Here is a 22,206-nt window from a genome sequence, read left to right as displayed (position 1 = left end):
AAGCCGGGGACGAGGGCTGGATTTGAAGTTTGCTCTCTCCGTCATGAGCGGAATCCATCGGGAGCCGCAGGCTTGTCGTTGCAGCGGGCTTACGCGGACGCCAACGCCTTCTCGAAAGTCGCCTCCAGCACGTGCAATCTCTCTGTCATTGCGGCGGATATGCTTTCGTGGATTTCACCGGCGAAGTCCGCGGGCATTTTTGCAACGGTCTCTTCGGATGCCTTGTCAGCCTGCTCCAGAAGCTCGCTCACGACCTGCCCCATGATCGTCTTGCCAAGGCCAGCCTTTTTGCCAGTCTCAATGAAATGTCTTCCGACGATATTGAGGATTTCATATTTTCGGCTCTTGCCAACCGACATGGCCAGCTTGAATTTGTTCCGTGGTATCTGCTTCCGATCCAAGGCTGGCTGCGCCGATAGCACGTCATAGAAGGGGGTGAGCCCGTACCTGCCCTCGGGTCGGAGGAAGATGCTGAAATTCTTTCCATGCCCGTCCATTGCGCCAATCAGCCAGTTGATGATCTGGGCCTTGAAGAAGGCGGCTTGATCTTTCAGCGGCTCGTCAGCGCTTTGCAGCAGTTTGAGGCCGTCAACGATGCTGGGACCACCCATGTTCTGATATTTCTGGGCCGAAGGGATGCCTATGGCCTGACAGAAATCCTCCTGCGGAAGGCGCAACAGTTGCCCCCGGCTGCGCCGGAGCCGGTCGAAACGCTCGACCACCAACACGCGGCGTTTCCCGAACGTGACGATTGCTGTTTTCGCTACATCAAGGCCGAGCGCGTGCATCAACTCCAGGCAGTAATGCTCGTTGTCGACGCTAGCCTCCATGTCGATCATGCCAAAGGCGGTGGGAATCTGACCGAGCTGAGGCTTTAGAATATGGGTGGTCGGCGTCCCACCAAAGGGACGCATCCATTGGTCCTCGTGGAACAGCAGCGCGGTCTTTTCCTGTGCCCCTGCCACGGAAATCCGGAATTCCTGATCGGGTTCGATGCCGAGCGGAGCCTGTGCAAGGTTGGCGAGAATGCGCTCTATTTCATTGTCGGCCACGGGCTCACCCGTCACACGAGGCTTAGTGTCGAACGGCTCGCCATCGGGCAAGAATTGCATCGCACCGACGCAATCGCGTCCGATGCTTTCGAGCAGGCTGTAGTAATCGGTTCCTTGAGCGCCGATGCGCTCGGCGATGCGCTTGCGGACGTTCGGGTTGTCGGGGAGCAGATTGTCGAACACCGCTATCACCAGCGCGCCAGTATAGGCCGTCTCCCGCATGGGGAGCGAAAGCGAGATAGCAAAGCTGGGCTCCCAATCGAGCCAGCTTTGGTCGTATTGGAACAGGATCGCCCCACTAGCCTCTTTCCGCAGGCAACCCACGAGGCGATTATTTATCAGCACATTGAGTGGCGTATGTGTTTTGCGCCGGCTCATCAGAATATGTCCTCGATGCCTTTGGCGAGCTTGCCGGACCTTTCCCCAACAGTAATTTCGAGGTTGAGTGCGGCGAGTAGCGCGAAGATCGTCGAGAGCTTCGCGCCATCTTGACCGTTTTCGATTATGGACACTTTTTCCTGACGCAAACCGGCAATATTGGCGAGTTGGGTCTGCGTAAAGCCAAGCTGCTTGCGGGTGCGTTGAATGACATTCCCCAACTGCTTGGGTGAGCGAGCGATAAACGGCATGATTGATCTCCCGTCGCTCAATATGTTCAAAATCGCATAAAATGGAAATATGCTATTTTTGTAATAATCCATATTATGCGAAAATTGATATAAAACATGAATATGCCGAATCAAGCATAAGCCTCAATCTACGGGAAATTACTCAAGCTTCAGGGTTATCCAGACCGGGCAACGAAGCTCGTTCAGAGGTTCCCCACGCGGCTTGGCCGGTAGGCACTGGGTGAAGCACCCGAAGCGCGCCGGAACATGGCGCTGAAGGCGCTCACGCTTTCGTAGCCGAGTTCGAGGGCGACCTCGGTGACGGCCTGGCCGCCGCCCAGTCGGCCCATCGCGTCGAGCACGCGTGCCTGCTGGCGCCAGGCGCCGAAGGTGAGACCCGTCTCCGTCACGAACAGGCGCGCCAGCGTTCGGGCGCTCGCATTCGCCCAACCCGCCCATTCTTCCAGGGTGCGCTGGTCGCCCGGATGGGCAAGCAGGGCCGAACAGAGGCGATGCAGGCGCTTGTCGCGTGGCATCGGCAGGTGCAGCGGCAGCGATGGTTCGCGGTGCAGTTCGTCGAGGATCAGCGCCACGACATGGCCGGCCGCGCCGCGCTCGTCATAGTCCACCGGCATTTCGGTCGCGCGCACGATCAGTTCGCGCAGCAGGGAAGATATATGCAAAACGCGGCACACATCCGGCATTCCCGCCGCTGCATCCTGGCGCAGATAGAGCGTGCGCATCGTCACATCGCCGGACATCACGATCGAATGGTGGATGCCGGGCGGCACCCAAAGGGCGCGCTGGGGCGGCACCACCCAGACGGCCTGGTCCGTGAATATGCGCATCGTACCCGCGGTCGCGTAGATGAGCTGGGCGCGGCGATGACGGTGCGGCGCGATCTCGAAACCGTCGGCGAAGTCCTTGGGCATGGCCGCAACCGCCCGGGGGACTTGTTGATAGTCCTCGGGGTTGGTCGACCGAATCAGGGCTTGGCCGTTTGACGACATTTGTTGGCAACATAGCGCAAGCCAGACAGGCCGACCAAGCCTAGTCTCGACCACCCTGGAGGAACGACAAGATGAGCCACGGCAGTCCCACCTCGATCCTGCTCAACATCGGCCACGCCATGGATCACTGGATCCTCGTGGTCTTCGCCTATTCCTGGGGAGTGATCGCCGGCGTCTGGGGCGTCGAGTGGACCGAGCTGACGCCGTTCAACTACGGCGCGCTCTTCATGTTCGGCGCGGGCTCGATCGTCAGCGGCCGCCTCGGCGACCATTGGGGCCGCTGGATCATGATGGTGATCTTCTTCGTCGGCATGGGCGTCTCGGCGCTGATCATCGCGCTCTGCAGCAACAAGTGGCAGATCGGCGCCGCGCTGACCCTGATGGGCGCCTTCGCGTCGATCTATCACCCGGTCGGCATCCCGATGCTTGTCCAGAAGGCCAGGAACCCAGGCTTCACGATCGGCGTAAATGGCCTGGCCGGCAACATGGGCATCGCCATCGCCGCCGGTCTCTCGGTCTACATCGCTCAGCGCTTCGGCTGGCAGGCGGCCTTCATCATTCCCGGCGTCATCTGCCTGATCTGCGCCGTCGCGTTCGTAGTCCTTGTGCCGCGCGAGGAAGAGGCGCCGGCGAAGCGCAAGGCCAAGATGCTCGACCTGCCGCCGTCGGTCATGGCGCGCGTGTTCGCCATCATGACCTTCACGGCGGTGACCGGCAGCATCATCTTCAACTTCACGACCAACGGAAACGGCGAGCTGCTGGCCAATCGCGCCAAGGCCATCGCGCAGGATCCGGCTATGCTGGCCACGATGCTGTTCGTCATCTTCGCGCTGGCCTCGCTCGCCCAGCTCGTGGTCGGCAAGATGATCGATCGCTATCCACTGAAGAACATCTACCTGCCGATCGTTTTCCTGCAGGTGCCGCTGTTCCTGCTCGCCTCGCAGGTCGAGGGCTGGGCGCTGTTCTTCACGGCGATCGCCTTCATGCTGCTGGTGTTCGGCGCCATACCGTTCACCGACGCCATGATCGTCCGCTACATTGACGACCGCATGCGCAGCCGCGTCACCGGTGTCCGACTGGCGATCGGCTTCGGCGTCAGCTCCTTCGTTGTGGCGCTGATCGGCCCGGCGGTGAAGGATGCGGGCTTTCCGGTGTTGCTGTCGGTGCTGGCGGGCGTGGCCTTCTGTTCGTTCCTCGCTCTGTCGATGCTGCCCAGCGAACGCGACGTGCATGCCGCTTCCGCGGCGCCGAAGCCGGCCGAATAGCACCTTTCCCTGCAGAACGACGGTCGCGCCCGCATTGCGCCGCCGTCGCGCGTTTGCGATCCTGCCTCCAAACGAAACAGTCAGGGCAGGATCATGATCAAGAGACGCGGTGTGCTGGCGGGTGCGGCAGGCTTGACGATCGTCGGAGCCTCCTCTGTGCGGGCGCAGGCTTGGCCCAGTCAGCCGATCAGGCTGGTCGTCCCTTATGGTGCCGGCGGTTCGACCGACACGGCTGCCCGGATCGTTGCCGAGAAACTGTCGGGCAAGCTCGGCCAGCAGGTGATCGTCGAGAACAAGGGCGGCGGCAACACCATCATCGGGATGGACGTGGTGGCCAAGGCCAAACCCGACGGCAACACGCTGCTCCTGGGTGCGGCGACGATGGCGACCAACGTCGCACTCGGCCTCAAGCAGCCGTTCGATCCGCTCAAGGATTTCCAGATGATCTCGACCCTGGTCGACATCCCCGACCTCCTGGCGATCGACGGCAAGGCGTTGCCGGCGAAGAACTACGCGGAGTTCGCCGAATTCGTGAACAAGCAGCCCCAGCGCGTGCGCTATGCCACCTCGGGCATGGGCAACCAGCCGCACCTCTGGGGAGAGCTGTTCCGCACCCGCAACAAGCTCAATCTCGAGAGCGTCAGCTACAAGGGCGCGGCCGATGCGCTGCGCGACGTGATGGGCGGCCACCTGCCGATCATGATCGACGTCGTGCTGCCGACCGGCACGCACGTGGCGGCCGGCCGCCTGACCGGGATCGCCGTCGCGTCGCCCGAGCGCTCGACGGTCTGCCCCGACGTTCCGACCGTTGCCGAACTCGGCATGAAGGACCTCGAGAGCGCGGCCTTCTTCGGTCTCGTGGGTCCGGCCGGCCTGCCGGCGCCGATCGTCGAGAGGCTGAACGCGCTCTGCCTCGAGACGCTCAAGGACCCGACGGTGAAGAAGCGGTTCGCCGAACTCGGCTTCTTCACGACGGGCAGCACGCCGCAGGCCTATGTCGACCGGGTCAAGTTCGAGACCGAACGCTGGACCAAGGTCGTCAAGGAAAACAACATCAAGGTCGAGGGCTAGCAATCATGGCGTCCGCTTCGGCCGTTCCCGTTCCTTCCTCCCATCTCGACGCCGCGCGCGACGCCGAACCTGCAACGAAAGCCGCCAATGCGGCGATGGCGGCGCATCTGCCTTTCGCCGACACGGCCGACTTCGAGGCCGCGAAGCGCGGTCTGGTTGCGACCGTGCCCGACGGGATCGTGCGCACCGGCGGTGGCACGGTCCTGTGGAACCTGGGCGAGTATGCCTTCATCGACGGCGAGCTGGCGCCCGATACGGTCAATCCCAGCCTGTGGCGTATGGCGCGCCTCAACCTCGCCAACGGGCTCTTCAAGGTCACCGACCGGCTCTACCAGCTGCGCGGCTTCGACATCGCCAACATGACGGTGATCGAGGGCGACAGCGGGCTGATCCTGATCGATCCGCTGACCACCGCCGAGGTCTCGCGCGCCGCCCTCGACCTCTACTACGCGCACCGGCCGCGAAAGCCCGTGGTCGCGGTGATCTACACCCACAGCCATATCGATCACTATGGCGGCGTGCGCGGCATCGTCGACGAGGTCGATGTGAAGGCTGGCAAGGTGAAGGTGATCGCGCCGGCCGGATTCATGGAAGCCATCTCGGGTGAGAACGTGCTGGCGGGGGCGCCGATGTCGCGGCGCGCCCAGTTCCAGTTCGGTACGATGCTGCCGCGCGGCGCGCGCGGGCAGGTCGATGCCGGCCTCGGCAAGAGTGTCGCGCGCGGCACGCCGGGCCTGATCGCGCCGACGCAGTCGATGGCGAAGCCGGTCGAGACGCATGTGATCGACGGCATCGAGATCGTCTTCCAGCTGGCGCCGGAGACCGAGGCGCCGGCCGAGATGCACATGTTCTATCCGCAGCTCGGCGTGCTCAACATGGCGGAGAACGCCTGTCCGCTCCTGCACAACTTCATTCCCCTGCGCGGCGCCGTGGCGCGCGATCCGCGCATCTGGGCCAAGTATATCGGCGACGCCATCGCGATGTACGGGCCGAAGACGAAGGTGCTGATCGGCCAGCATCACTGGCCGACCTGGGACAACGCCAAGATCATCGACTATCTCGAGGCGCAGCGCGACCTCTACAAGCACATCCACGACCAGACGCTGCGCTACATGAATCGCGGCTGGCGCCCGGCCGAGATCGCCGAGGCGATCGACCTGCCGCCGGGTCTCGCCGAACGCTGGGCCGTGCGCGGCTACTACGGGTCGGTGAGCCACAATGTGAAGGCGGTCTATCAACGCTATCTGTCCTGGTACGACGCCAATCCCTGCAACCTGCACCCGCTGCCGCCGGCGCCGGCGGCGCGGAAGTTCGTCGAGTACATGGGCGGTGCCGCCGCGGTCATCGAGCGCGCGCGCGCCGACTTCGCCAAGGGCGAGTTCCGTTGGGTGGCGCAGGTCATGAAGGAAGTCGTCTACGCCGAGCCGGAGAACAAGGAGGCCCGCGCGCTCTGCGCCGATGCGCTGGAGCAGATGGGCTACCAGGCGGAGTCGGCCACCTGGCGCAACGCCTTCCTCTATGGCGCGCAGGAACTGCGCCATGGCGTCTTCCAGATGCCGGTGCGGCCCGGCATGGGCGCCGACACGCTGGCCGGTCTCACCAGTGACGTCTTCTTCGACCTGATGGCCATTCGCCTCGATGCGAAGAAGGCGGCCGGACAGTCGCTGGTCGTCAACTGGCGCTTCACCGACCGCAACGAGACGCTGGTGCTGACGCTGAAGCACTGCACGCTCACGCATCGCATGGGCGAGACAGCGGCGAACGCCGATGTGTCGGTGACGACGACGCGCGCCACGATGGACCAGATCGTCATGCGCAAGCTCACCATTCCCGACGCACTGGCGAGCGGTGCGTTGAAGCTCGAAGGCGAGATCCCGAAGCTCGCTGCGCTGTTCGCGATGATGGATCCGCCGGCTGGCATGATGTTCGAGATTCTCACGCCAGGAGAGGGCCGGTAGCGCGAAACCCTTGACAGAACCTCCCGCGGAGCCTGTGATGCGTTCAAGAAAACGCGTGCAGCGTGCAGTCACTGGGAGGAGAGATCATGACCAAGGGTATTGGGCGCCGCCTCTTGGCTGGCGTGGTCGCCGCGTCGGCTGCTTTCGGCTTCGCGGGCAGTGCTACCGCGCAAGAGAAGAAGATCAAGATCGGCGTGATTTATGATCTGACGGGCCCGCTGGCCGGCGGTGGGTCGGAACTGCAGTACGTCGGCGCCAAGATCATGATCGACAACTTCATCAAGCAGGGTGGGGTCGAGGGCTATAAGATCGAGGCGGTCTACGCCGACGCTCAGAGCAAGCCGGACGTCGCCATCAACGAGGCGGTGCGCCTGATCGAGCAGGAGAAGGTCAACCTCCTCTTGGGGTTCTTTTCCTCGGCGCAATGCGTGCCCGTGGCGGCGCGTGTCGAGCAGCTCAAGAACTTCATGTGGATCACCACCTGCATTTCGACGAGCGTCGTCGAGAACAAGAACCTGAAGTACGTCTTCCGGCCCCAGGCGAGCGGCCAGCAGTTCGGCCTCATGGCCGCCGACATGATCGAAAAGAACGCCAAGGCGAAGTTCGGCAAGGAGCCGAAGGACATGCGCGTGGCGATCATCCATGAAGACGGCTCGTACGGCGTCGACGTCGCCAAGGGCAACGAAGCGGGCTCCAAGAAGGCCGGCTTCAACATCGTCATGAAGGAAGGCTATTCGGCGACTGCACCCGACCTGTCGTCGCTGGTGACGAAGCTGAAGCGGGCCCGTCCCGACGTGATTTTCCACACCGGGTACAACCCCGATATCACGCTGTTCGCCCGCCAGGCGCGCGAACAGGGCCTCAAGTTCGGCGCGCTGGTCGGTCATGGCGCGGGCTACGGCGTCTACGAGAAGCTGAAGGAGGGCATGGGCAACGATGTGAACTACGTGTTCAACATCGATCCGATCTCCATCTGGCTGGCCAACCAGGCGGCGCTCGATCCGAAGCTGCCGCCGGTAATCAAGATGGTCGGCGAGGAATTCGACAAGATCAAGCCGGGCGTCGCCATCCGTTCGGCCCATGTCGGCATGGCCGCTTCCAATTCGTACGTGTTCTTCACCGAGGTCCTGCCGCGCGCGATCAAGAAGCACGGCGGGATCAGCTCGGACGCGCTGCGCAAGGCCGCCCTCGAGGTCGACCTGCCGGAAGGCGGCACGATGCTGGGCTTCGGCGTGAAGTTCGCGGGCGAGGGCTCGCCGATCGCCGGCCAGAACGAGCGGTCGTTCCCGGTCATCATCCAGTATGTCGACGACAAGTCGTACGTGGTGTGGCCGAAGAGCCAGCAGCAGCGCGAGCCGGTGCTGCCGCTGCCCAAGACCTCGGGCTTTAGCAACCAGTAGGCCGTGGCCGCAACGAACGAGGGCGTGCCGTGCTGGTCGTCGAGGGATTGGTAAAGCGTTTCGGCGGGTTCACGGCCGTAAACAACGTGTCGTTCAAGGTCGATCAGGGCGAGATTCTCGGCCTGATCGGCCCCAACGGCTCGGGCAAGAGCACGATCTTCAACATGCTGTCGGGAACGTTCCCGCCCAGCGCGGGATCGATCAGGTTCGCTGGCACCGAGATCGCCGGCCTGCCGCCGCACCGCATCATCAACAGCGGGATCGGCCGGACCTTCCAGATCCCGCGGCCCTTTCGCCGCCTGACCATCTTCGAGAACGTGGTCCTGGCGGGCTATTACGGTCAGGGCAGCCACAGCCTGATAAAGGCGGAGGAGGCGGCCGAGCGTGCGCTCGCCATGGTTGGCCTGCCGACCGATCGCAGCGCCAGCGTCGACGGGCTGGGAGCGGCCGGCCTCAAGAAGCTGGAACTGGCCAAGGCGATCGCGACGGGGCCGAAGCTGCTGCTGGCCGACGAGAGCCTGGGCGGCCTCGATGAGACGGAGATGGAACAGGCCGCCGACATGCTGCGCAAGATCCGCAGCGAACTCGGCATCACCATCATCTGGGTCGAGCACATCATGGGCGTCCTGATGAAGGTCGTGGATCGCGTCATGGTGCTGGACCACGGCGAGAAGATCTCCGAGGGCCTGCCGAGCGCGGTGTCGCACGACCCCCGGGTGATCGAGGTCTATCTGGGCACCGACGCGCTCGCCACCCAGGCCACGGCCGCCGCCGCCGCGGGCGGCAGTCCGGCCACGCGCTGACGGGGCTCGCACCAATGCTCGAACTCAGATCGATCGACGCCGGCTATGGCAGGTTCCAGGCGCTGTTCGGCGTCGATCTCGACGTCAAGGCCGGCGAGGCGGTGGGCGTCATCGGCCCCAACGGCGCCGGCAAGACCACGCTGATGCGCGTGATCTCCGGGCTGATCCGTCCGACCCGGGGCTCGATCAGCATGCAGGGCACCGACGTGCTGGCGACCGCGGCGCATCGGATCGTCAGCCTCGGCATCGCGCACGTGCCGGAGAACCGGCGGCTGTTCCCACGGCTCAGCGTCGAGGACAATCTGCGCATGGGCGCCTTCATGCCGGAAGCCCGGGCGCGCTATCGCGAGCGCATGGACTTCGTCTTCGACCTGTTTCCGCGCATGAAGGAGCGTCGCAACCAGCTCGCCGGGACGATGTCCGGCGGCGAGCAGCAGATGTGCGCCATCGGGCGCGCGCTGATGAGCGATCCCAAGCTGCTGCTGCTCGACGAGCCCTCGGCCGGCCTCGCGCCGGTCGTGGTGCAGCAGGTGTTCGAACTGGTGAAGCGTATCCGGGGCGGTGGCCTCACGGTGCTCATCGTCGAGCAGAACGTGCAGCAGGTCCTGAAGGTCGTGGACCGCGCCTATCTCCTCGAGGCCGGCTCCATTCGTGCCTCCGGCGCATCGGCCGATCTGCTGGCCGACGATTCGATCCGGCAAGCGTATCTCGGCGTCTAGGTGAGGCGATGATGGAAATTTTTGACATCTACCTGCTCGAGGCGCTGGTCAACGGCATCCTGCTGGGCGGGGTGCTGGCGCTGCTCGCACTCGGCCTCAACCTGATCTTCGGCGTCATCGACGTGACGTGGATCTGCTATGCCGAGCTGGTGATGATCGGCATGTACGGCATGTATTACCTGTTCTCGGTCTATCACCTGCCGTACTGGGTCGCGGCGCCGCTCTGCATCCTGCTGGTTGCGGCTCTGGGGGCGGCCCTCCACTTCCTGGTGATCTCGCCGCTGCTGGGGGCGCCGCCGATCAACCAGCTGCTCGCCACCGGCGGCGTTCTGTTCGTGCTGCAGAGCTTCGCAACGGTGGCCTTCGGCATCGACTTCCGCAATCTCGGCATCCGCCTGCCGGTTCTGGCGCTGGGCGAGATGCATTTCAGCTACGCGCGCCTGCTGGCCTTCGGCGCGGCGCTGATTGGCATGGTCGCGGTCTATCTCTTCATGACGCGCACCTACACCGGCACGGCCATCCGCGCGATCGCCCAGGACCGCCAGATCATGGCGCTGATGGGTGTGGACACGAAGAAGATCTACTTGGTCACGTCGGCGCTCGGCGGCGGACTGGCCGGGTTGGCGGCCTGCCTGCTGGTGCTTCAGTACGACGTCCATCCCTTCGTCGGCCTGTCCTTCGGGCCGATCACCTTCCTGATCTGCGTGCTGGGCGGTCTCGGCAACTTCGTCGGCGGCTTCGTGGCCGCCTTCCTGTTCGCCGAGATCATCTCGCTCGGCGGGCTCTTCTCCGACCTCGAATGGGGCTACGTGCTGGCCTTCGCCTTCTTCATCGTCATGATGTTCATCCGGCCCGCCGGCCTGCTGGCGAAGCGCTCATGAACAAGCAGCTCGCCTGGGGTGTCGGCTTGGTGGCGCTGGTCGCGCTGCCCTTCGTCTATCGCGACCCCTATCACCTGCACATCCTGGTGCTGATCCTCATCTGGTCGTTCGCCTACACGTCGTGGTCGATGATGGGGCGGTTCGGGCTGGTGTCGCTGGGCCATGGCGGCTTCATGGGCGTCGGCGCCTACGTGACGGCGCTGCTGTGGAACCATCTCGGCGTCTCGCCGTGGATCGGCATCCCGGCGGCCATGCTATGCGCCGGGGCGCTGGCGCTGGTGGTGGCCTATCCGTGCTTCCGCTTCCGCATTACCGGCCACTATTTCGCGCTGGTGACACTCGCGCTGTCGGGCATCGTCCTGCAGATCATCATCGCGACCCGCGACTATACCGGCGGTTCGCTGGGCTACACGCCGGAGCGGACCAAGGGCAGCCACATCCTCGCGTTGCAGTTCGACGACAAGGTCGTCTGGTACCTGATCGCGCTCGGCGTCTGGGCCGGCGGCCTGGCTGTCTGGTACTGGATCGACCGCAGCATGAGCCGTTACGCGATGGAGGCGATCTCGGAGGACGAGGACGCGGCGGCGGCGGCGGGCGTCAACGTGACGGCCGAGAAGCTGCGCATCACCGTGATCAGTGCCGTTATGACGGCGATGGCGGGCGCCCTCTACGGCCAGTACCAGATGTTCATCGCCCCCGACACGGTGAGCGGCATCGCGGTCTCCCTGCAGATGGTGTTCGCCGCCGTCGTGGGCGGCATATACGTCGCCCTGGGGCCGACGATTGGTGCCATCATCACCATCATGCTGGCCGAGGTCCTGCGCATCGGCTTCGGCACCAAGGCCGTCGGCTGGGACAACCTCGTCTACGGCGTCCTGCTGGTCGTGTTCATCATCTTCCTCCCCAAGGGTATCCTGGGCAGCTTGCTCGACTTGCTGAAGTCGTCGGGCAAGCGGAAAAATCGATGAGTTGGCGAGGCACGGCCGGCCTGTTGTCCGCCTGAAGACCGGCGAAAGGCCTCAGTGCTGATCCTGGCCGCCGCGCATCGATAGCGCGGCGATCTCGAGCGGCGCATCGCGGCCGCGGATCGTCAGGGTCGGCAACGGTTCGGCCTGAAGGCCTGCCGGCAGGCGGACCCGGGCGAGCAATTCGCCGGACGCCAGGACGTCGCGGCCGAGCCCCTTGGAGGCGTCGAGCAGGCGCGCCGCCACGTTCAGCGTGTCTCCGACATAGGTGATCTCGCGGCGCACGTCGCCGATTTCACCGGCGACGATCTCACCGTAATGCAGGGCCGCGCGAAACTCGGGGACGGCACCGAACCGGTCGCGGTAGCGCGCTGCGTTGCCTGCGATGTTCTGGCGGGCGAGAAACGGGCAGTCGAGGCAGTCGCCGGCGCTGAGCGGAAGACCTTCCGGCCAGGTCAGGATCGCCTCGTCTCCGACGTACTTGTGGATTTCGGCGTCGCATTCCAGGGCGGCGTCGGCGATGTCGCGGAAGAAGGCATTGAGCAGCTCATGGAACCGGATCGCGCCGAGCTTCTCCGCGAGCCCGGTCGAATCCTTCATGTCGATCAGCAGGAACGCCCTTTGCTCGCTTCGGGGCCGGGCATAGCGCCCGAGCAGCAGGTTCTTCAGGGTACCGAACCCCAGCAGGCGGCCGGTCTCGACGATGAGGTTGGCGACGACCGACATGCCGATGGCGAAGAATACGGAGTTCTGGAAGATCGAATCGAAAATGACGAATTGCCGGGTTCCGATCGACATCAACAGGCGCGAAAGGATCAGCCCTGCGACGATGGCGACGCAATAGAACGCCACCTTGACGAGGAAATAGCCTAGCAGCGGCAGGCGACGCATCCAGCCAAGCGAGTTGATGCGCGCGCGCCGTACCTCGAAGAAGGTGATCGGCGTGGTGATCAGCAGGGACGTGAGGATGCCATGCACGACGCCGCTCCAGGGTGGCGCGTCGGCGGGAGCCACGGCCTGGCCGAAATAGGCGCTGATCACGGCGCTGGCCAGGCTGATCCACAGGATGATCCGCCATTCGCGCCGGTTGCGCCTCGATATCGTCATGCGGGGACGTTGGGCATCCGGTCGAGCGCCCGCTTGAACGTGGCGTGATCCACATTGCCGCCCGAACAGACGACGGCCACGGCGCGGCCCTTCACAGGCAGCTTTCCGGTGAGGGCCGCCGCCAGTGCGACGGCGCCCCCCGGCTCGACCACCAGCTTGAATTCGCGGAAGGCCAGCTCCATGGCTTCCAGCACTTCCTCGTCCGTGACGACGAGCCCCGGACCGAGGAGCCGCTGCGCCAGCGGGAAGGTGACGTCGCCTGGAGTCGGCGCCAGCAGCGCGTCGCAGATCGAGCCGGAGAGCTTCTCGTTCTTCTGCTTGGTTCCGGCGGCGAGCGAGCGGGCGAGATCGTCGAAGCCGGCAGGCTCGCCGGCGTGCACCGTGGTCGTCGGGCTGACGCCCTTGACGCCCAGAGCCACGCCGGTCGCCAGGCCGCCGCCGGAGCAGGGGGCGGCCACTGCATCGAGCGTCACGCCCAGCGCCTTCGCCTGCTCGGCGATCTCGAGGCCGGCCGTGCCCTGGCCCGTCAGGATCCAGGGATGATCGTAGGGCGGCACGATGGTGGCGCCGGTCTTTGCCGCGATGCCCTGACCGATCTCCTCGCGGCTGTCCTTCACGCGATCGTAGAGCACCACCTCCGCGCCGCTGGCGCGCGTGTTGGCGACCTTGAGGGCCGGCGCATCGGCCGGCATCACGATGGTGGCCTTGGTGCCGAGCAGGCGGGCCGCCTCGGCGAGCCCCTGCGCATGATTGCCCGAGGACCAGCCGGCCACGCCCCTGGCGCGGTCGGCCTCGCTCATGGAGGCGAGGAAATTGTAGGCGCCGCGCAGCTTGAACGAGCCGGTGCGCTGCAGGCACTCCGCCTTGAGGAACAGGCGGCCGCCCAGCGTGCGGTTGACGCGCTCGTTCTCGAGCAGCGGCGTGCGGATCGTGATGCCCTCGAGACGGCGGGCGGCGGCCTGGACGTCGGCGAATGTGGGAGTGGCAAAAGTCGGAAGCGAACTCATCGTGGAACACCAATCAGGTCGGGCAGGTCGGACAGATCGCGGATTCGGGCGGAGAGCGTGCCGGGCAGGTTGTCGTCGGGTGCGCCGGTTCGGTTCACCCAGACCGTACGGAAACCGAACTGCGCGGCGCCATGCGCGTCCCAGCAGTTCGACGACAGGAAACAAACCTTGTCGGGCGTCACGCCACAGCGCGCCTCGACGAGGCGATAGACGCGCGGATCGGGCTTGAAGACGCCCGCCTCTTCGACGCTCAGCACCGCCTCGAAGTGGTCGGCGAGACCCGACGCTGCAACCATCGGGTCGAGCATGCCGGGATTGCCGTTGGACAGGATCGCGGTCCGCATGCCGGCGCGCGAGAGGCAGGCCAGCATGCCCGGCGCCTCGGGGAAGGGATCGAGGGCCAGGTAAGCCCCCATCAGCCGCTCGCGCGCGGCTGGATCGGTGATGCGATGGGCGGCCAGGCAATGGTCGAGCGCCTCTCCGGTCACCTGCCAGAACGGCGCATAGGTGGCCATGGCGTTGCGCAGCCAAGTGTACTGGATCTGCTTGGTTCGCCAGAGCTCCGAAAGGGCCTCCGCGGACGGGCCGACCGTCCGGCGATGGCGCGCGACCGCCGAATTGAAGTCGAACAGCGTACCATAGGCGTCGAAGACGCACATCTCGACGCCTGGCAGGATGACGGTCATTCAATTGCTCCAGAGCGGCCCAGACCGTAAGCTAACAAGCATGTTCATCGCCATCGTTCAAATCCCCATGCCCAAGCGTCCACGGGACGCCGCCGTCGAGGCCGCTGCCAAATCGGCGCCGACTTATACGGCGCTCGGCGCGAAGGGCCTCCTGAAGAAGTACTATCTCAACGGCGAGGCGGGCGGGGGCGGTGTCTATCTCTGGGCATCGGAGGCGGCCGCCCGTGCCTGGTACACGCCGGAATGGGAAAAGCGCATGGAAGCGGCCTTCGGTGCCAGGCCGATCGTCACCTACTACGACAACCACGTCGTGGTGGACAACGAGGCGGGCCAGGTCCGCATCGACAACGCCTGACCGCGCAACCGCGGTTGCGCGGTTTCATCACAGCACGGGAGGAAACAATGCAGAGGCGCAAGCTCGGCCGGACGGGCCTTGAGGTTTCGGTGCTCGGATACGGCGCGGGTGCGGTGGGCGGACTGTTCACCAAGGGCGCCGGGCCGGACCAGGAGCGTGCCGTGGCGCGGGCGATCGAGGCCGGCATCAATTACTTCGACACGGCCGCCCGCTACGGCGACGGCGAGTCCGAGCGCAATCTCGGGCGTGTCCTGAAGGCGCTGAAGGCCGACGTCGTGGTCGGCACCAAGTTCCGGCTGACCGCGGCGGACCGCGCCGACGTCGCGGGCCTGGTCACCCGCTCGACCGAGGAGAGCCTGAAACGCATGGGCCGCGACCATGTCGATCTGCTGCAGCTCCACAATCCGCTGACGGCCGGGGACGGCGGGGACAAGCTGGATGTCGAGATCGCCCTGAACGAAGTGGTGCCGGCGCTGGAGAAGCTCAGGAAGCAGGGCAAGACCCGCTTCATCGGGTTCAGCGGCGTGGGAGAGCCCGCGGCACTCCTGAAGGCGGTCGACTCGAAGCTCTTCGACACGGTGCAGGTCGTCTACAACGCCCTCAACCCCAGTGCCGGCGGGCCGATGCCCAAGGGCGCGCCCGGCCTCGACTATGGCCGCCTGCTCGACCGGGCGCAGGCCGCCGGCATGGGCACGATCGTCATCCGGGCTTTGGCCGGCGGCGCGCTGGCCGGCACGATGGATCGCCACCCGCTCGCCCAGCAACAGGTCCCGCCGATCGGTTCGGCTCCGGACTTCGCGGGCGACGTGGCGCGCGCGCGTGAGCTGGAGCCGCTGGTCAAGGAAGGCGTGGCGGGCAGCCTGACCGAGCTCGCCGAGCGATTCGTGATCTCGCATCCGGGCGTTTCGACGATGCTGGTCGGCTACTCGACGCTGCAGCACCTCGAGGAAGCGATCGCCGCCGTGAACAAGGGGCCGCTGCCGGACCCCGTCCTCAGGCGGATCGGGTGAACGAAGGGAAGGGTCCTTCGTTCCGGGTGCTCAAGGCGCGCTCGCATCCTTCCCGTCGTCGCGCAGCCAGACGTAGATGGCGGGGATCACCAGCACCGTGAGGGCCGTGGAGGACGCGAGCCCGAACACCATCGAGATTGCCAGCCCCTGAAAGATCGGGTCGGTGAGGATGAAGGCGGCGCCGATCATGGCGGCGGCGGCCGTCAGGAAGATCGGCTTGAAGCGGATCGCGCCGGCTTCGAGCAGGGCGTCGCGCAGGGCGGCACCCTCGGCCCGACGATGCTGGATGAAATCGACCAGCAGGATCGAGTTGCGCACGATGATGCCGGCGAGGGCGATGAAGCCGATCATCGAGGTCGCGGTGAACGGCGCGCCGAACATCCAGTGACCCAGCACGATGCCGATGAGGGTGAGCGGCACCGGAGTCAGGATCACCAGCGGCAGGCGGTAGGAGCCGAACTGCGCCACGACCAGCAGGTAGATGCCGAGGATGGCCACGCCGAAGGCGGCGCCCATGTCGCGGAAGGTGACATAGGTCACCTCCCATTCACCGTCCCAGAGCAGAGCGGGACGGGACTCGTCGGTCGGCTGGCCGTGATAGAAGATCCGGGGTGGCCCGGCCTTGCCCCAGTCGAGCCTGGCGATCTCGTCCTCGACGGCCAGCATGCCGTAGATCGGGGCTTCGAAACGGCCGGCCACCTCGGCCTGCACCATCTCGGCGAAGCGACCGTTCCGACGGAACAGCGTGTAGGAAGCGGGCTCGCGCTTGACCGTCACGACGTCGCCCAGCTCGACGTTCGCCCCCTGGCGGCGGGTGCCGCCGGCGGGCAGCGGCGTCGACAGGATGCGTTCGCTCAGCGATTCGGCGCTGCGCGGCAGCTTGACCACGATCTCGATGGGCTTCGCATTGTGGCTGCGCTGCGAGTAGCCGACCTTCACCCCGCCGATGATGGCGGCGATGGTGTCGTACACCGCCTGCTCCTCGACGCCGTAGAATTCGAGATTCTCCTGGTTGATCGAGAAGCGCAGGCGTTCGCCGGGGGGGCGGAACGTATCGTCGAGATCGACGACGAACGGCACTTTCTGAAAGGCCTCGCGGACCTTCATTGCGGTTTCGCGGCGCGTCTTCTCGTCGGGGCCGTAGATCTCGGCCAGCAGGGTGGCGAGGACCGGTGGGCCGGGCGGGACCTCGACGACCTTGACCACGCTGCCCACGGGCCGGTCCAGGCCGTCCAGTCGCTTGCGCACGTCGAGGGCGATCGCGTGGCTGGCGCGGGCGCGCTTGTCCTTGGGCAGGAGATTGATCTGGAGGTCGCCCTGCTGCGGCGATCCCCGGAGATAGGAGTGTCGCACCAGGCCGTTGAAATTGAACGGCGCTGCGGTCCCGGCATGGACCTGGATGGAGGTCATCTCCGGCAGGTCCTTCAGGCGATTTGCCGCCGCCATCAGGAAACGGTCGGTCTCTTCGAGAGTCGTGCCCTGAGGCAGGTCCACCACGACCTGCAGCTCGGACTTGTTGTCGAAGGGCAGCAGCTTGACCGCGACGTCGCGGGTGAAGAACAGCACGCAGACCGCGGCCGTGGCGAGGCCGACAATCAGCAGGAACAATCCCGAGCGTCGGCGTCCCCGTAGCAGCGGTCGCGCGATCCTGAGGAAGAGCCGGCCGAGCACGCCTCCCTCGCCATGGCCGTGGGCTGCCCCCGCGGCCGGCGATGCCTTCGCGAAATGGCGTCCGGCGACGCGGTACAGCAGCCATGGCGTGATGACGACGGCGACGAAGAACGAAAAGATCATGGCCATCGAGGCGTTGGCCGGGATCGGGCTCATGTAGGGGCCCATCAGGCCGCTCACGAACATCATGGGCAGGAGAGCCACGATGATGGTGAGCGTGGCGACGATCGTCGGATTGCCGACCTCCGAAACCGCCTCGATCGCGGTGGTCTTGAGATCGGCGCCTCCGCGCGCCTGCCAGTGCCGCACGATGTTCTCGACCACGACGATCGCATCGTCGACCAGGATGCCGATCGAGAAGATCAGGGCGAACAGGCTGACGCGGTTGATGGTGTAACCCATCAGCCACGAAGCGAAGAGGGTGAGCAGGATCGTGGTCGGGATGACCACCAGGACGACGATGCCTTCTCGCCAGCCGACGGTGATCGCGATCAGCAGGACGATCGAAACGGTCGCGAGGGCCAGATGGAACAGGAGTTCGTCGGCCTTTTCGGTTGCCGTCTCGCCATAGTTCCGGCTGACCGTGACGGCGACGTCGTCGGGCACCAGGGCGCCCTGCACCGACTTCAGCCGCTCCAGGATCTGGTCGGCGACGATGACCGCGTTGGCGCCGCTGCGCTTTGCGAAGGCGAGCGTCACCATGGGCCGGGTCTCGAGTTCTCCCGAAGCGCCGCGGGTCAGTGTCCAGGTCCGGTGGCCGGGTTCGGCGGCGCCGACCACGATGCTGGCGACGTCCTTGACGTACACGGGACGGCCATCGCGCGACGTCAGCAGGAGCAGGCCGACGTCGGGTACGCCCTGCAGGGTCTGTCCGACCACAACGGGCACGGTGCGGTTGAGCTGGCGGAACGCGCCGGCCACGAAGGACCGGTTGGCATTGGCCAGCTTGTCGACGAGCTGGTTGAGCGTGATGCCGTAGAGCGCCAGGCGTTCCGGGTCGGGTTCGACGCGGATCTGGTTGGGGCTGCCGCCGACGATATAGCTGAGCCCGACATCGTCGGTCTTGACGAGTTCGTGGCGCAGTTCGTCGGCGATCTGGAACAGGCCGTTGTCGTTCCAGCGCGCCGCCGCGCCAGGCTTCGGTTCGAGCGTCAGGGCAATGATCGCCACGTCATTGATGCCGCGGCCGACGATCAGCGGCTCGGGAATGCCCTTCGGCAGATCGACGATGTTGGCCCGGATCTTCTCGTGGATGCGCAGCAGGGCGGTATCTTCCGACGTGCCCACGAGGAAGCGCGCCGTCACCAGCACGGCGTCGTCCTGGGTGAACGAATAGACGTGTTCGACGCCGTTGATCGCCTTGACGATATCCTCGAGCGGCTTGGTGATCAGTTCGATGGCGTCGCTGGCCTTGTATCCGTTGGCCGCCACCTGGATGTCGACCATCGGGACGCTGATCTGCGGCTCCTCCTCGCGCGGCAGCGACAGCAAGGCCAGGGCCCCGACAAGCACTGCGGCCACGAGGAAGAGAGGGGTCAGGGGCGAGGAGATGGAGGCGCGGGTCAGCGCGCCGGAAATGCCGAGCTTCATGGCAGGACCACCACGTCGCCCTCGTTGAGCCCCGACAGTATCTCGATTCCGCCGTCGACCGGCAGTCCGGGCTGGACCACGACCTCGGTGCCCTTCTTCAGCTTTACGTAGCTGACGCCGTAGCGGCGGTAGACGAGTTCGGCCGGCACCACCAGCGCGTCGCGCTTGCCGGTGGTGACGTAGACCCGCGTGCGTTCGCCGACGAAGAAGTCCCCGAGTCCGTCGACTTCGGCATCCGCAATCACCCGGCCCTGGTCGATCTGCGGATAGACCAGCCGCACGCGGCCCGGGCGCAGCGTCTCCTGGTCCTGCTGCTGGAGGCCGCGTGATCCGACGAGGATCTCGTCGCCTGCCTTCATGAACCGGGCGTGCCGTTCGGGAAGCTGCAGGCGCAGGATGTAGTTGTCGGTGGCCAGGGTAGCGATCGTCTCGCCCGGGAGCACGACACTGCCGACGGAGACGGGAACCTTGAGCACGCGGCCCGAGGCCGGCGCCAGAACGGCGCCCTCGGTCGATTGCTGCTCGACGACCTCGCGATCCGAACGCAGCGCCAGATAAGTCCGTTCGGCCATGTTGAGCCGCGTGCGTGCCTGATCGAGCTGGGCCTGGGAGACGGTGCCCGACGTCCGCAATTGTTCGATGCGGTTCAGGTCGATCTGGGCCTGCTCGCGGGCCGCGCTTTGCGCCTGGATGCGCGATTCGAGCGCCTGGATCTGCAGGGCGAGTTTGGGATCGACGACGAGGGCAATGCGGTCTCCGGCGGCCACCTGATCGCCCTCGCGCCCGGAGAGCGCGACGATCGTGCCGCCGATGCGCGCGCGGGCAACCAGCTCCCGGATGGGTTCCACCGTCGCGATGACGGCCTTCCGGTCGTCGACCTGCTGCCGGGTGACGGTCTGCTGGGCGGCGGCGGGTGAGAGGAAGCCCGCCAGCAGAAGCGTGGCGGCGGCGGTCATACGGATCATGTTGCGTTCCTAAGTGACGGCCCTCCTTGCGGCGGGCTTGACATATATATTAGCAAAAACTAAATTAGCAACTATGAATATAGAGGAGCTTCGTTCCCGCACCGTCGAGGCGGCTTCCTTCCTGAAGTCGATCGCGAACGAACGGCGTCTGATCATCCTGTGTGAGCTCGTGAACGGCGAACGCACCGTGGGTGAACTTGAACCCATCGTCGGGCTCAGCCAGTCGGCGCTGTCGCAGCATCTCGCCAGGCTGCGCGACGCCGGATTGGTGAAGGCGCGCCGGGAGTCGCAGACGATCCACTATTCGCTGGCCGACAGCAGCGTCGGCGAGGTGATCGGTGCTCTGCAAGGTGTCTATTGTCGACCGGCGCATCGCCGGTAACGTGAGGAGGAGACAACCATGTCGATCGACCGTGCCGTGATGGCCTTTGCCGGAATGATGATCCTGGTCAGCCTCGTGCTGAGCCATTTCCACAGCCCCTACTGGCTGCTGTTCACCGCCTTCGTCGGGCTCAACCTCGTGCAGGCCGCGTTCAGTGGATTCTGTCCCGCGGCGATGATCTTCAAGCGCCTCGGATTCAAGGCCGGTACCGCCTTCTCCTGACGCCCGCAGCCATATGACCTCGCTGCGCTCGATGGGGCGGCTGTGCTTCATCGATGCAGCATGGACGCTGGGCGCCGGGGTTCCTTGATTCATCGCAAAGACCGCTACCACTGGATGTGAAACGCTGTTGGTCTGAAGATCGGAGGATGCCATGCCGAAGATCGTCGTCGTCGGGGCTGGAATCGGCGGAATTTCGATGGCGTACGAACTGCGGACCGTGGTCGGCCGCGCAGCGGACATCACCGTCGTGTCCGATTCCGAGTGGTTCCACTTCGTGCCGTCCAATCCCTGGGTCGCCCTGGGGTGGCGCAAGCCCGAAGACATCAAGGTCCATCTCCCCGGGGTGCTGGAGAGGCTCGGTATCGGCTTCGATGCCAGCGGTGCGAAGCGCCTGCATCCCGCCGAGAACGCCATCGAGCTGAACGACGGCCGCCGCATCTCCTACGACTATCTGGTGATTGCGACCGGCCCGGCACTTGCCTTCGATGAGGTTCCCGGCCTGGGTCCGGACGCACACAGCCTCTCGGTCTGTCACGTCGATCATGCAGAAGCGGCGGCGGACCGGTGGGACCAGTTCTGCGCCGACCCCGGTCCGATTGTCGTCGGCGCCGTGCAGGGCGCTTCCTGCTTCGGTCCTGCCTACGAATTCGCCCTGATGCTGAGCACCGACCTGCGCCGGCGCAAGATTCGCAACCGCGTGCCGATCACATTCGTCACCGCCGAGCCCTATATCGGCCATCTCGGGCTGGGCGGGGTCGGCGACACAAAGGGCCTGCTGGAATCGGTGTTGCGCGATCACGACATCAAGTGGGTGACCAGCGCCCGGATCGACCGGGTCGAGGCGGATGCGGTCGAATGCACCGAGATGGTGGCGGACGGCAAGCCCGGCCCGCAGCATCGCTTTCCGGCCAAGCTCGCGATGCTGATCCCGGCGTTCCGCGGCGTCTCCTGCCTGATGGGAGAGGACGGCAAGGGGGTGCCGGGCCTCGCCAATCCGCGCGGCTTCGTGTTGGTCGACAAGCACCAGCGCAACCCAGCTTACGGGAACGTCTTCGCTGTCGGTGTCTGTATCGCCATCCCGCCCTACGAGCAGACCGCGGTGCCGGTCGGCGTTCCCAAGACCGGTTACATGATCGAATCGATGGTCGCGGCGGTGGCGCAGAACATCGCGGCCCTGATCGCCGGCCGCACGCCGTCGAGCGAACCCACCTGGAATGCCGTCTGCCTGGCAGACTTCGGCAACGACGGCGTCGCCTTCGTCGCGCTGCCTCAGATTCCGCCGCGAAACGTCAACTGGGCGGGCCGCGGTTACTGGGTGCATGTGGCCAAAGTCGGCTTCGAGAAATACTTCCTGCACAAGGTGCGCAGTGGTGCTGGCGAGCCGGCATACGAGCGATTGATGATGAAGGTCCTGGGCATCGACCGTCTGCGCCCGGAACAGGGTGAACCCCGGCCGCCCGATCGCGCGGCCTGAAAGGA

21 protein-coding genes are annotated in these 22,206 nt (G+C 65.4%); 13 read left to right on the top strand and 8 right to left on the bottom strand.

What is annotated here, in order from left to right:
• Nucleotides 1–89: 89 nt before the first annotated feature.
• The 3 genes from Q7V45_RS07390 to Q7V45_RS07380 all read right to left on the bottom strand — a co-directional run bounded on the left by Q7V45_RS07390 (nucleotide 90) and on the right by Q7V45_RS07380 (nucleotide 2,592).
• On the bottom strand, nucleotides 90–1,430 hold the full coding sequence (locus Q7V45_RS07390; RefSeq protein ID WP_304849376.1) for a type II toxin-antitoxin system HipA family toxin: 1,341 nt from the start codon (nucleotides 1,428–1,430) through the stop codon (nucleotides 90–92).
• Entirely contained in the window at nucleotides 1,430–1,681 is a 252-nt protein-coding gene (locus Q7V45_RS07385; RefSeq protein ID WP_304849373.1) for a helix-turn-helix domain-containing protein, read from the bottom strand. The genes Q7V45_RS07390 and Q7V45_RS07385 overlap by 1 nt, the downstream gene beginning before the upstream one ends.
• A gap of 182 nt (nucleotides 1,682–1,863) precedes the next feature.
• Nucleotides 1,864–2,592: a helix-turn-helix domain-containing protein gene (locus Q7V45_RS07380; protein WP_304849370.1), complete on the bottom strand. Its 729-nt coding sequence runs from the start codon at nucleotides 2,590–2,592 to the stop codon at nucleotides 1,864–1,866.
• 149 nt (nucleotides 2,593–2,741) lie between these two features.
• On the opposite strand from Q7V45_RS07380, the gene Q7V45_RS07375 reads away from it, so the two are divergent.
• From Q7V45_RS07375 to Q7V45_RS07340, 8 genes are all read left to right on the top strand, one after another.
• Nucleotides 2,742–3,935 carry an MFS transporter gene (locus tag Q7V45_RS07375; RefSeq protein ID WP_304849367.1) on the top strand — a complete coding sequence of 398 codons (1,194 nt, stop codon included), beginning with the start codon at nucleotides 2,742–2,744 and terminating at the stop codon, nucleotides 3,933–3,935.
• A 93-nt stretch (nucleotides 3,936–4,028) separates the two neighbouring features.
• Nucleotides 4,029–5,006 (top strand): tripartite tricarboxylate transporter substrate binding protein, encoded by a 978-nt coding sequence (locus tag Q7V45_RS07370; RefSeq protein ID WP_304849363.1) that lies wholly within the window; start codon nucleotides 4,029–4,031, stop codon nucleotides 5,004–5,006.
• A gap of 5 nt (nucleotides 5,007–5,011) precedes the next feature.
• On the top strand, nucleotides 5,012–6,964 hold the full coding sequence (locus tag Q7V45_RS07365; RefSeq protein ID WP_304849360.1) for an alkyl/aryl-sulfatase: 1,953 nt from the start codon (nucleotides 5,012–5,014) through the stop codon (nucleotides 6,962–6,964).
• 86 nt (nucleotides 6,965–7,050) lie between these two features.
• Nucleotides 7,051–8,364 carry an ABC transporter substrate-binding protein gene (locus Q7V45_RS07360; protein WP_304849357.1) on the top strand — a complete coding sequence of 438 codons (1,314 nt, stop codon included), beginning with the start codon at nucleotides 7,051–7,053 and terminating at the stop codon, nucleotides 8,362–8,364.
• A 29-nt stretch (nucleotides 8,365–8,393) separates the two neighbouring features.
• Nucleotides 8,394–9,167, top strand: coding sequence for an ABC transporter ATP-binding protein (locus tag Q7V45_RS07355; protein WP_304849355.1), 774 nt, complete (start codon nucleotides 8,394–8,396; stop codon nucleotides 9,165–9,167).
• Between the two features lie 14 nt (nucleotides 9,168–9,181).
• Nucleotides 9,182–9,886 carry an ABC transporter ATP-binding protein gene (locus tag Q7V45_RS07350; RefSeq protein WP_304849352.1) on the top strand — a complete coding sequence of 235 codons (705 nt, stop codon included), beginning with the start codon at nucleotides 9,182–9,184 and terminating at the stop codon, nucleotides 9,884–9,886.
• Between the two features lie 8 nt (nucleotides 9,887–9,894).
• A complete protein-coding gene (locus tag Q7V45_RS07345; protein WP_304849348.1) occupies nucleotides 9,895–10,767 on the top strand; it encodes a branched-chain amino acid ABC transporter permease in 873 nt (290 codons plus the stop codon).
• On the top strand, nucleotides 10,764–11,735 hold the full coding sequence (locus tag Q7V45_RS07340; protein ID WP_304849344.1) for a branched-chain amino acid ABC transporter permease: 972 nt from the start codon (nucleotides 10,764–10,766) through the stop codon (nucleotides 11,733–11,735). The genes Q7V45_RS07345 and Q7V45_RS07340 overlap by 4 nt, the downstream gene beginning before the upstream one ends.
• 51 nt (nucleotides 11,736–11,786) lie before the next feature.
• On the opposite strand, the gene Q7V45_RS07335 is transcribed toward Q7V45_RS07340, so the two are convergent.
• Genes Q7V45_RS07335 through Q7V45_RS07325 form a run of 3 tightly spaced genes read right to left on the bottom strand, consistent with a single transcriptional unit; the run spans nucleotide 11,787 to nucleotide 14,532 of the window.
• Nucleotides 11,787–12,839, bottom strand: a complete 1,053-nt coding sequence (locus tag Q7V45_RS07335) for an adenylate/guanylate cyclase domain-containing protein (protein WP_304849340.1) — start codon at nucleotides 12,837–12,839, stop codon at nucleotides 11,787–11,789.
• Complete coding sequence (locus Q7V45_RS07330) at nucleotides 12,836–13,846, bottom strand: threonine/serine dehydratase (protein WP_304849337.1); 1,011 nt, start codon at nucleotides 13,844–13,846, stop codon at nucleotides 12,836–12,838. The genes Q7V45_RS07335 and Q7V45_RS07330 overlap by 4 nt, the downstream gene beginning before the upstream one ends.
• A complete protein-coding gene (locus Q7V45_RS07325; RefSeq protein WP_304849334.1) occupies nucleotides 13,843–14,532 on the bottom strand; it encodes a haloacid dehalogenase type II in 690 nt (229 codons plus the stop codon). The genes Q7V45_RS07330 and Q7V45_RS07325 overlap by 4 nt, the downstream gene beginning before the upstream one ends.
• Nucleotides 14,533–14,599: 67 nt before the next feature.
• On the opposite strand from Q7V45_RS07325, the gene Q7V45_RS07320 reads away from it, so the two are divergent.
• Nucleotides 14,600–14,887, top strand: a complete 288-nt coding sequence (locus tag Q7V45_RS07320; RefSeq protein ID WP_304849331.1) for a monooxygenase — start codon at nucleotides 14,600–14,602, stop codon at nucleotides 14,885–14,887.
• Between the two features lie 47 nt (nucleotides 14,888–14,934).
• Nucleotides 14,935–15,897 carry an aldo/keto reductase gene (locus tag Q7V45_RS07315; RefSeq protein ID WP_304849330.1) on the top strand — a complete coding sequence of 321 codons (963 nt, stop codon included), beginning with the start codon at nucleotides 14,935–14,937 and terminating at the stop codon, nucleotides 15,895–15,897.
• 30 nt (nucleotides 15,898–15,927) lie between these two features.
• Here the strand turns inward: Q7V45_RS07315 and Q7V45_RS07310 are convergent, their stop codons facing one another.
• Together Q7V45_RS07310 and Q7V45_RS07305 are read right to left on the bottom strand one after the other, a co-directional pair.
• Nucleotides 15,928–19,158, bottom strand: coding sequence for an efflux RND transporter permease subunit (locus tag Q7V45_RS07310; RefSeq protein ID WP_304849328.1), 3,231 nt, complete (start codon nucleotides 19,156–19,158; stop codon nucleotides 15,928–15,930).
• Complete coding sequence (locus tag Q7V45_RS07305; protein WP_304849325.1) at nucleotides 19,155–20,123, bottom strand: efflux RND transporter periplasmic adaptor subunit; 969 nt, start codon at nucleotides 20,121–20,123, stop codon at nucleotides 19,155–19,157. Before Q7V45_RS07305 ends, Q7V45_RS07310 begins: the two co-directional genes overlap by 4 nt.
• Before the next feature lie 13 nt (nucleotides 20,124–20,136).
• On the opposite strand from Q7V45_RS07305, the gene Q7V45_RS07300 reads away from it, so the two are divergent.
• The 3 genes from Q7V45_RS07300 to Q7V45_RS07290 all read left to right on the top strand — a co-directional run bounded on the left by Q7V45_RS07300 (nucleotide 20,137) and on the right by Q7V45_RS07290 (nucleotide 22,201).
• Nucleotides 20,137–20,505, top strand: coding sequence for an ArsR/SmtB family transcription factor (locus Q7V45_RS07300; protein WP_370692562.1), 369 nt, complete (start codon nucleotides 20,137–20,139; stop codon nucleotides 20,503–20,505).
• A gap of 18 nt (nucleotides 20,506–20,523) precedes the next feature.
• Complete coding sequence (locus tag Q7V45_RS07295) at nucleotides 20,524–20,727, top strand: DUF2892 domain-containing protein (RefSeq protein ID WP_304849323.1); 204 nt, start codon at nucleotides 20,524–20,526, stop codon at nucleotides 20,725–20,727.
• A 151-nt stretch (nucleotides 20,728–20,878) separates the two neighbouring features.
• Nucleotides 20,879–22,201, top strand: coding sequence for an NAD(P)/FAD-dependent oxidoreductase (locus tag Q7V45_RS07290; RefSeq protein WP_304849320.1), 1,323 nt, complete (start codon nucleotides 20,879–20,881; stop codon nucleotides 22,199–22,201).
• The last annotated feature ends 5 nt before the right edge of the window (nucleotides 22,202–22,206 follow it).

The organism is Reyranella sp., assembly GCF_030651995.1.
Taxonomy (GTDB): domain Bacteria; phylum Pseudomonadota; class Alphaproteobacteria; order Reyranellales; family Reyranellaceae; genus Reyranella.
Note: the sequence above shows the minus strand (reverse complement) of the source record. Positions and strands in the feature narration are given on the sequence as shown.

Coding starts and splice junctions, on each gene's coding strand:
- Q7V45_RS07350 (WP_304849352.1), top strand. CDS start 9,182: ATGCTCGAACTCAGATCGATCGACGCCGGCTATGGCAGGTTCCAGGCG.
- Q7V45_RS07295 (WP_304849323.1), top strand. CDS start 20,524: ATGTCGATCGACCGTGCCGTGATGGCCTTTGCCGGAATGATGATCCTG.
- Q7V45_RS07340 (WP_304849344.1), top strand. CDS start 10,764: ATGAACAAGCAGCTCGCCTGGGGTGTCGGCTTGGTGGCGCTGGTCGCG.
- Q7V45_RS07330 (WP_304849337.1), bottom strand. CDS start 13,846: ATGAGTTCGCTTCCGACTTTTGCCACTCCCACATTCGCCGACGTCCAG.
- Q7V45_RS07390 (WP_304849376.1), bottom strand. CDS start 1,430: ATGAGCCGGCGCAAAACACATACGCCACTCAATGTGCTGATAAATAAT.
- Q7V45_RS07365 (WP_304849360.1), top strand. CDS start 5,012: ATGGCGTCCGCTTCGGCCGTTCCCGTTCCTTCCTCCCATCTCGACGCC.
- Q7V45_RS07305 (WP_304849325.1), bottom strand. CDS start 20,123: ATGATCCGTATGACCGCCGCCGCCACGCTTCTGCTGGCGGGCTTCCTC.
- Q7V45_RS07345 (WP_304849348.1), top strand. CDS start 9,895: ATGATGGAAATTTTTGACATCTACCTGCTCGAGGCGCTGGTCAACGGC.
- Q7V45_RS07325 (WP_304849334.1), bottom strand. CDS start 14,532: ATGACCGTCATCCTGCCAGGCGTCGAGATGTGCGTCTTCGACGCCTAT.
- Q7V45_RS07335 (WP_304849340.1), bottom strand. CDS start 12,839: ATGACGATATCGAGGCGCAACCGGCGCGAATGGCGGATCATCCTGTGG.
- Q7V45_RS07385 (WP_304849373.1), bottom strand. CDS start 1,681: ATGCCGTTTATCGCTCGCTCACCCAAGCAGTTGGGGAATGTCATTCAA.
- Q7V45_RS07360 (WP_304849357.1), top strand. CDS start 7,051: ATGACCAAGGGTATTGGGCGCCGCCTCTTGGCTGGCGTGGTCGCCGCG.
- Q7V45_RS07375 (WP_304849367.1), top strand. CDS start 2,742: ATGAGCCACGGCAGTCCCACCTCGATCCTGCTCAACATCGGCCACGCC.
- Q7V45_RS07310 (WP_304849328.1), bottom strand. CDS start 19,158: ATGAAGCTCGGCATTTCCGGCGCGCTGACCCGCGCCTCCATCTCCTCG.
- Q7V45_RS07315 (WP_304849330.1), top strand. CDS start 14,935: ATGCAGAGGCGCAAGCTCGGCCGGACGGGCCTTGAGGTTTCGGTGCTC.
- Q7V45_RS07370 (WP_304849363.1), top strand. CDS start 4,029: ATGATCAAGAGACGCGGTGTGCTGGCGGGTGCGGCAGGCTTGACGATC.
- Q7V45_RS07290 (WP_304849320.1), top strand. CDS start 20,879: ATGCCGAAGATCGTCGTCGTCGGGGCTGGAATCGGCGGAATTTCGATG.
- Q7V45_RS07380 (WP_304849370.1), bottom strand. CDS start 2,592: ATGCCCAAGGACTTCGCCGACGGTTTCGAGATCGCGCCGCACCGTCAT.
- Q7V45_RS07320 (WP_304849331.1), top strand. CDS start 14,600: ATGCCCAAGCGTCCACGGGACGCCGCCGTCGAGGCCGCTGCCAAATCG.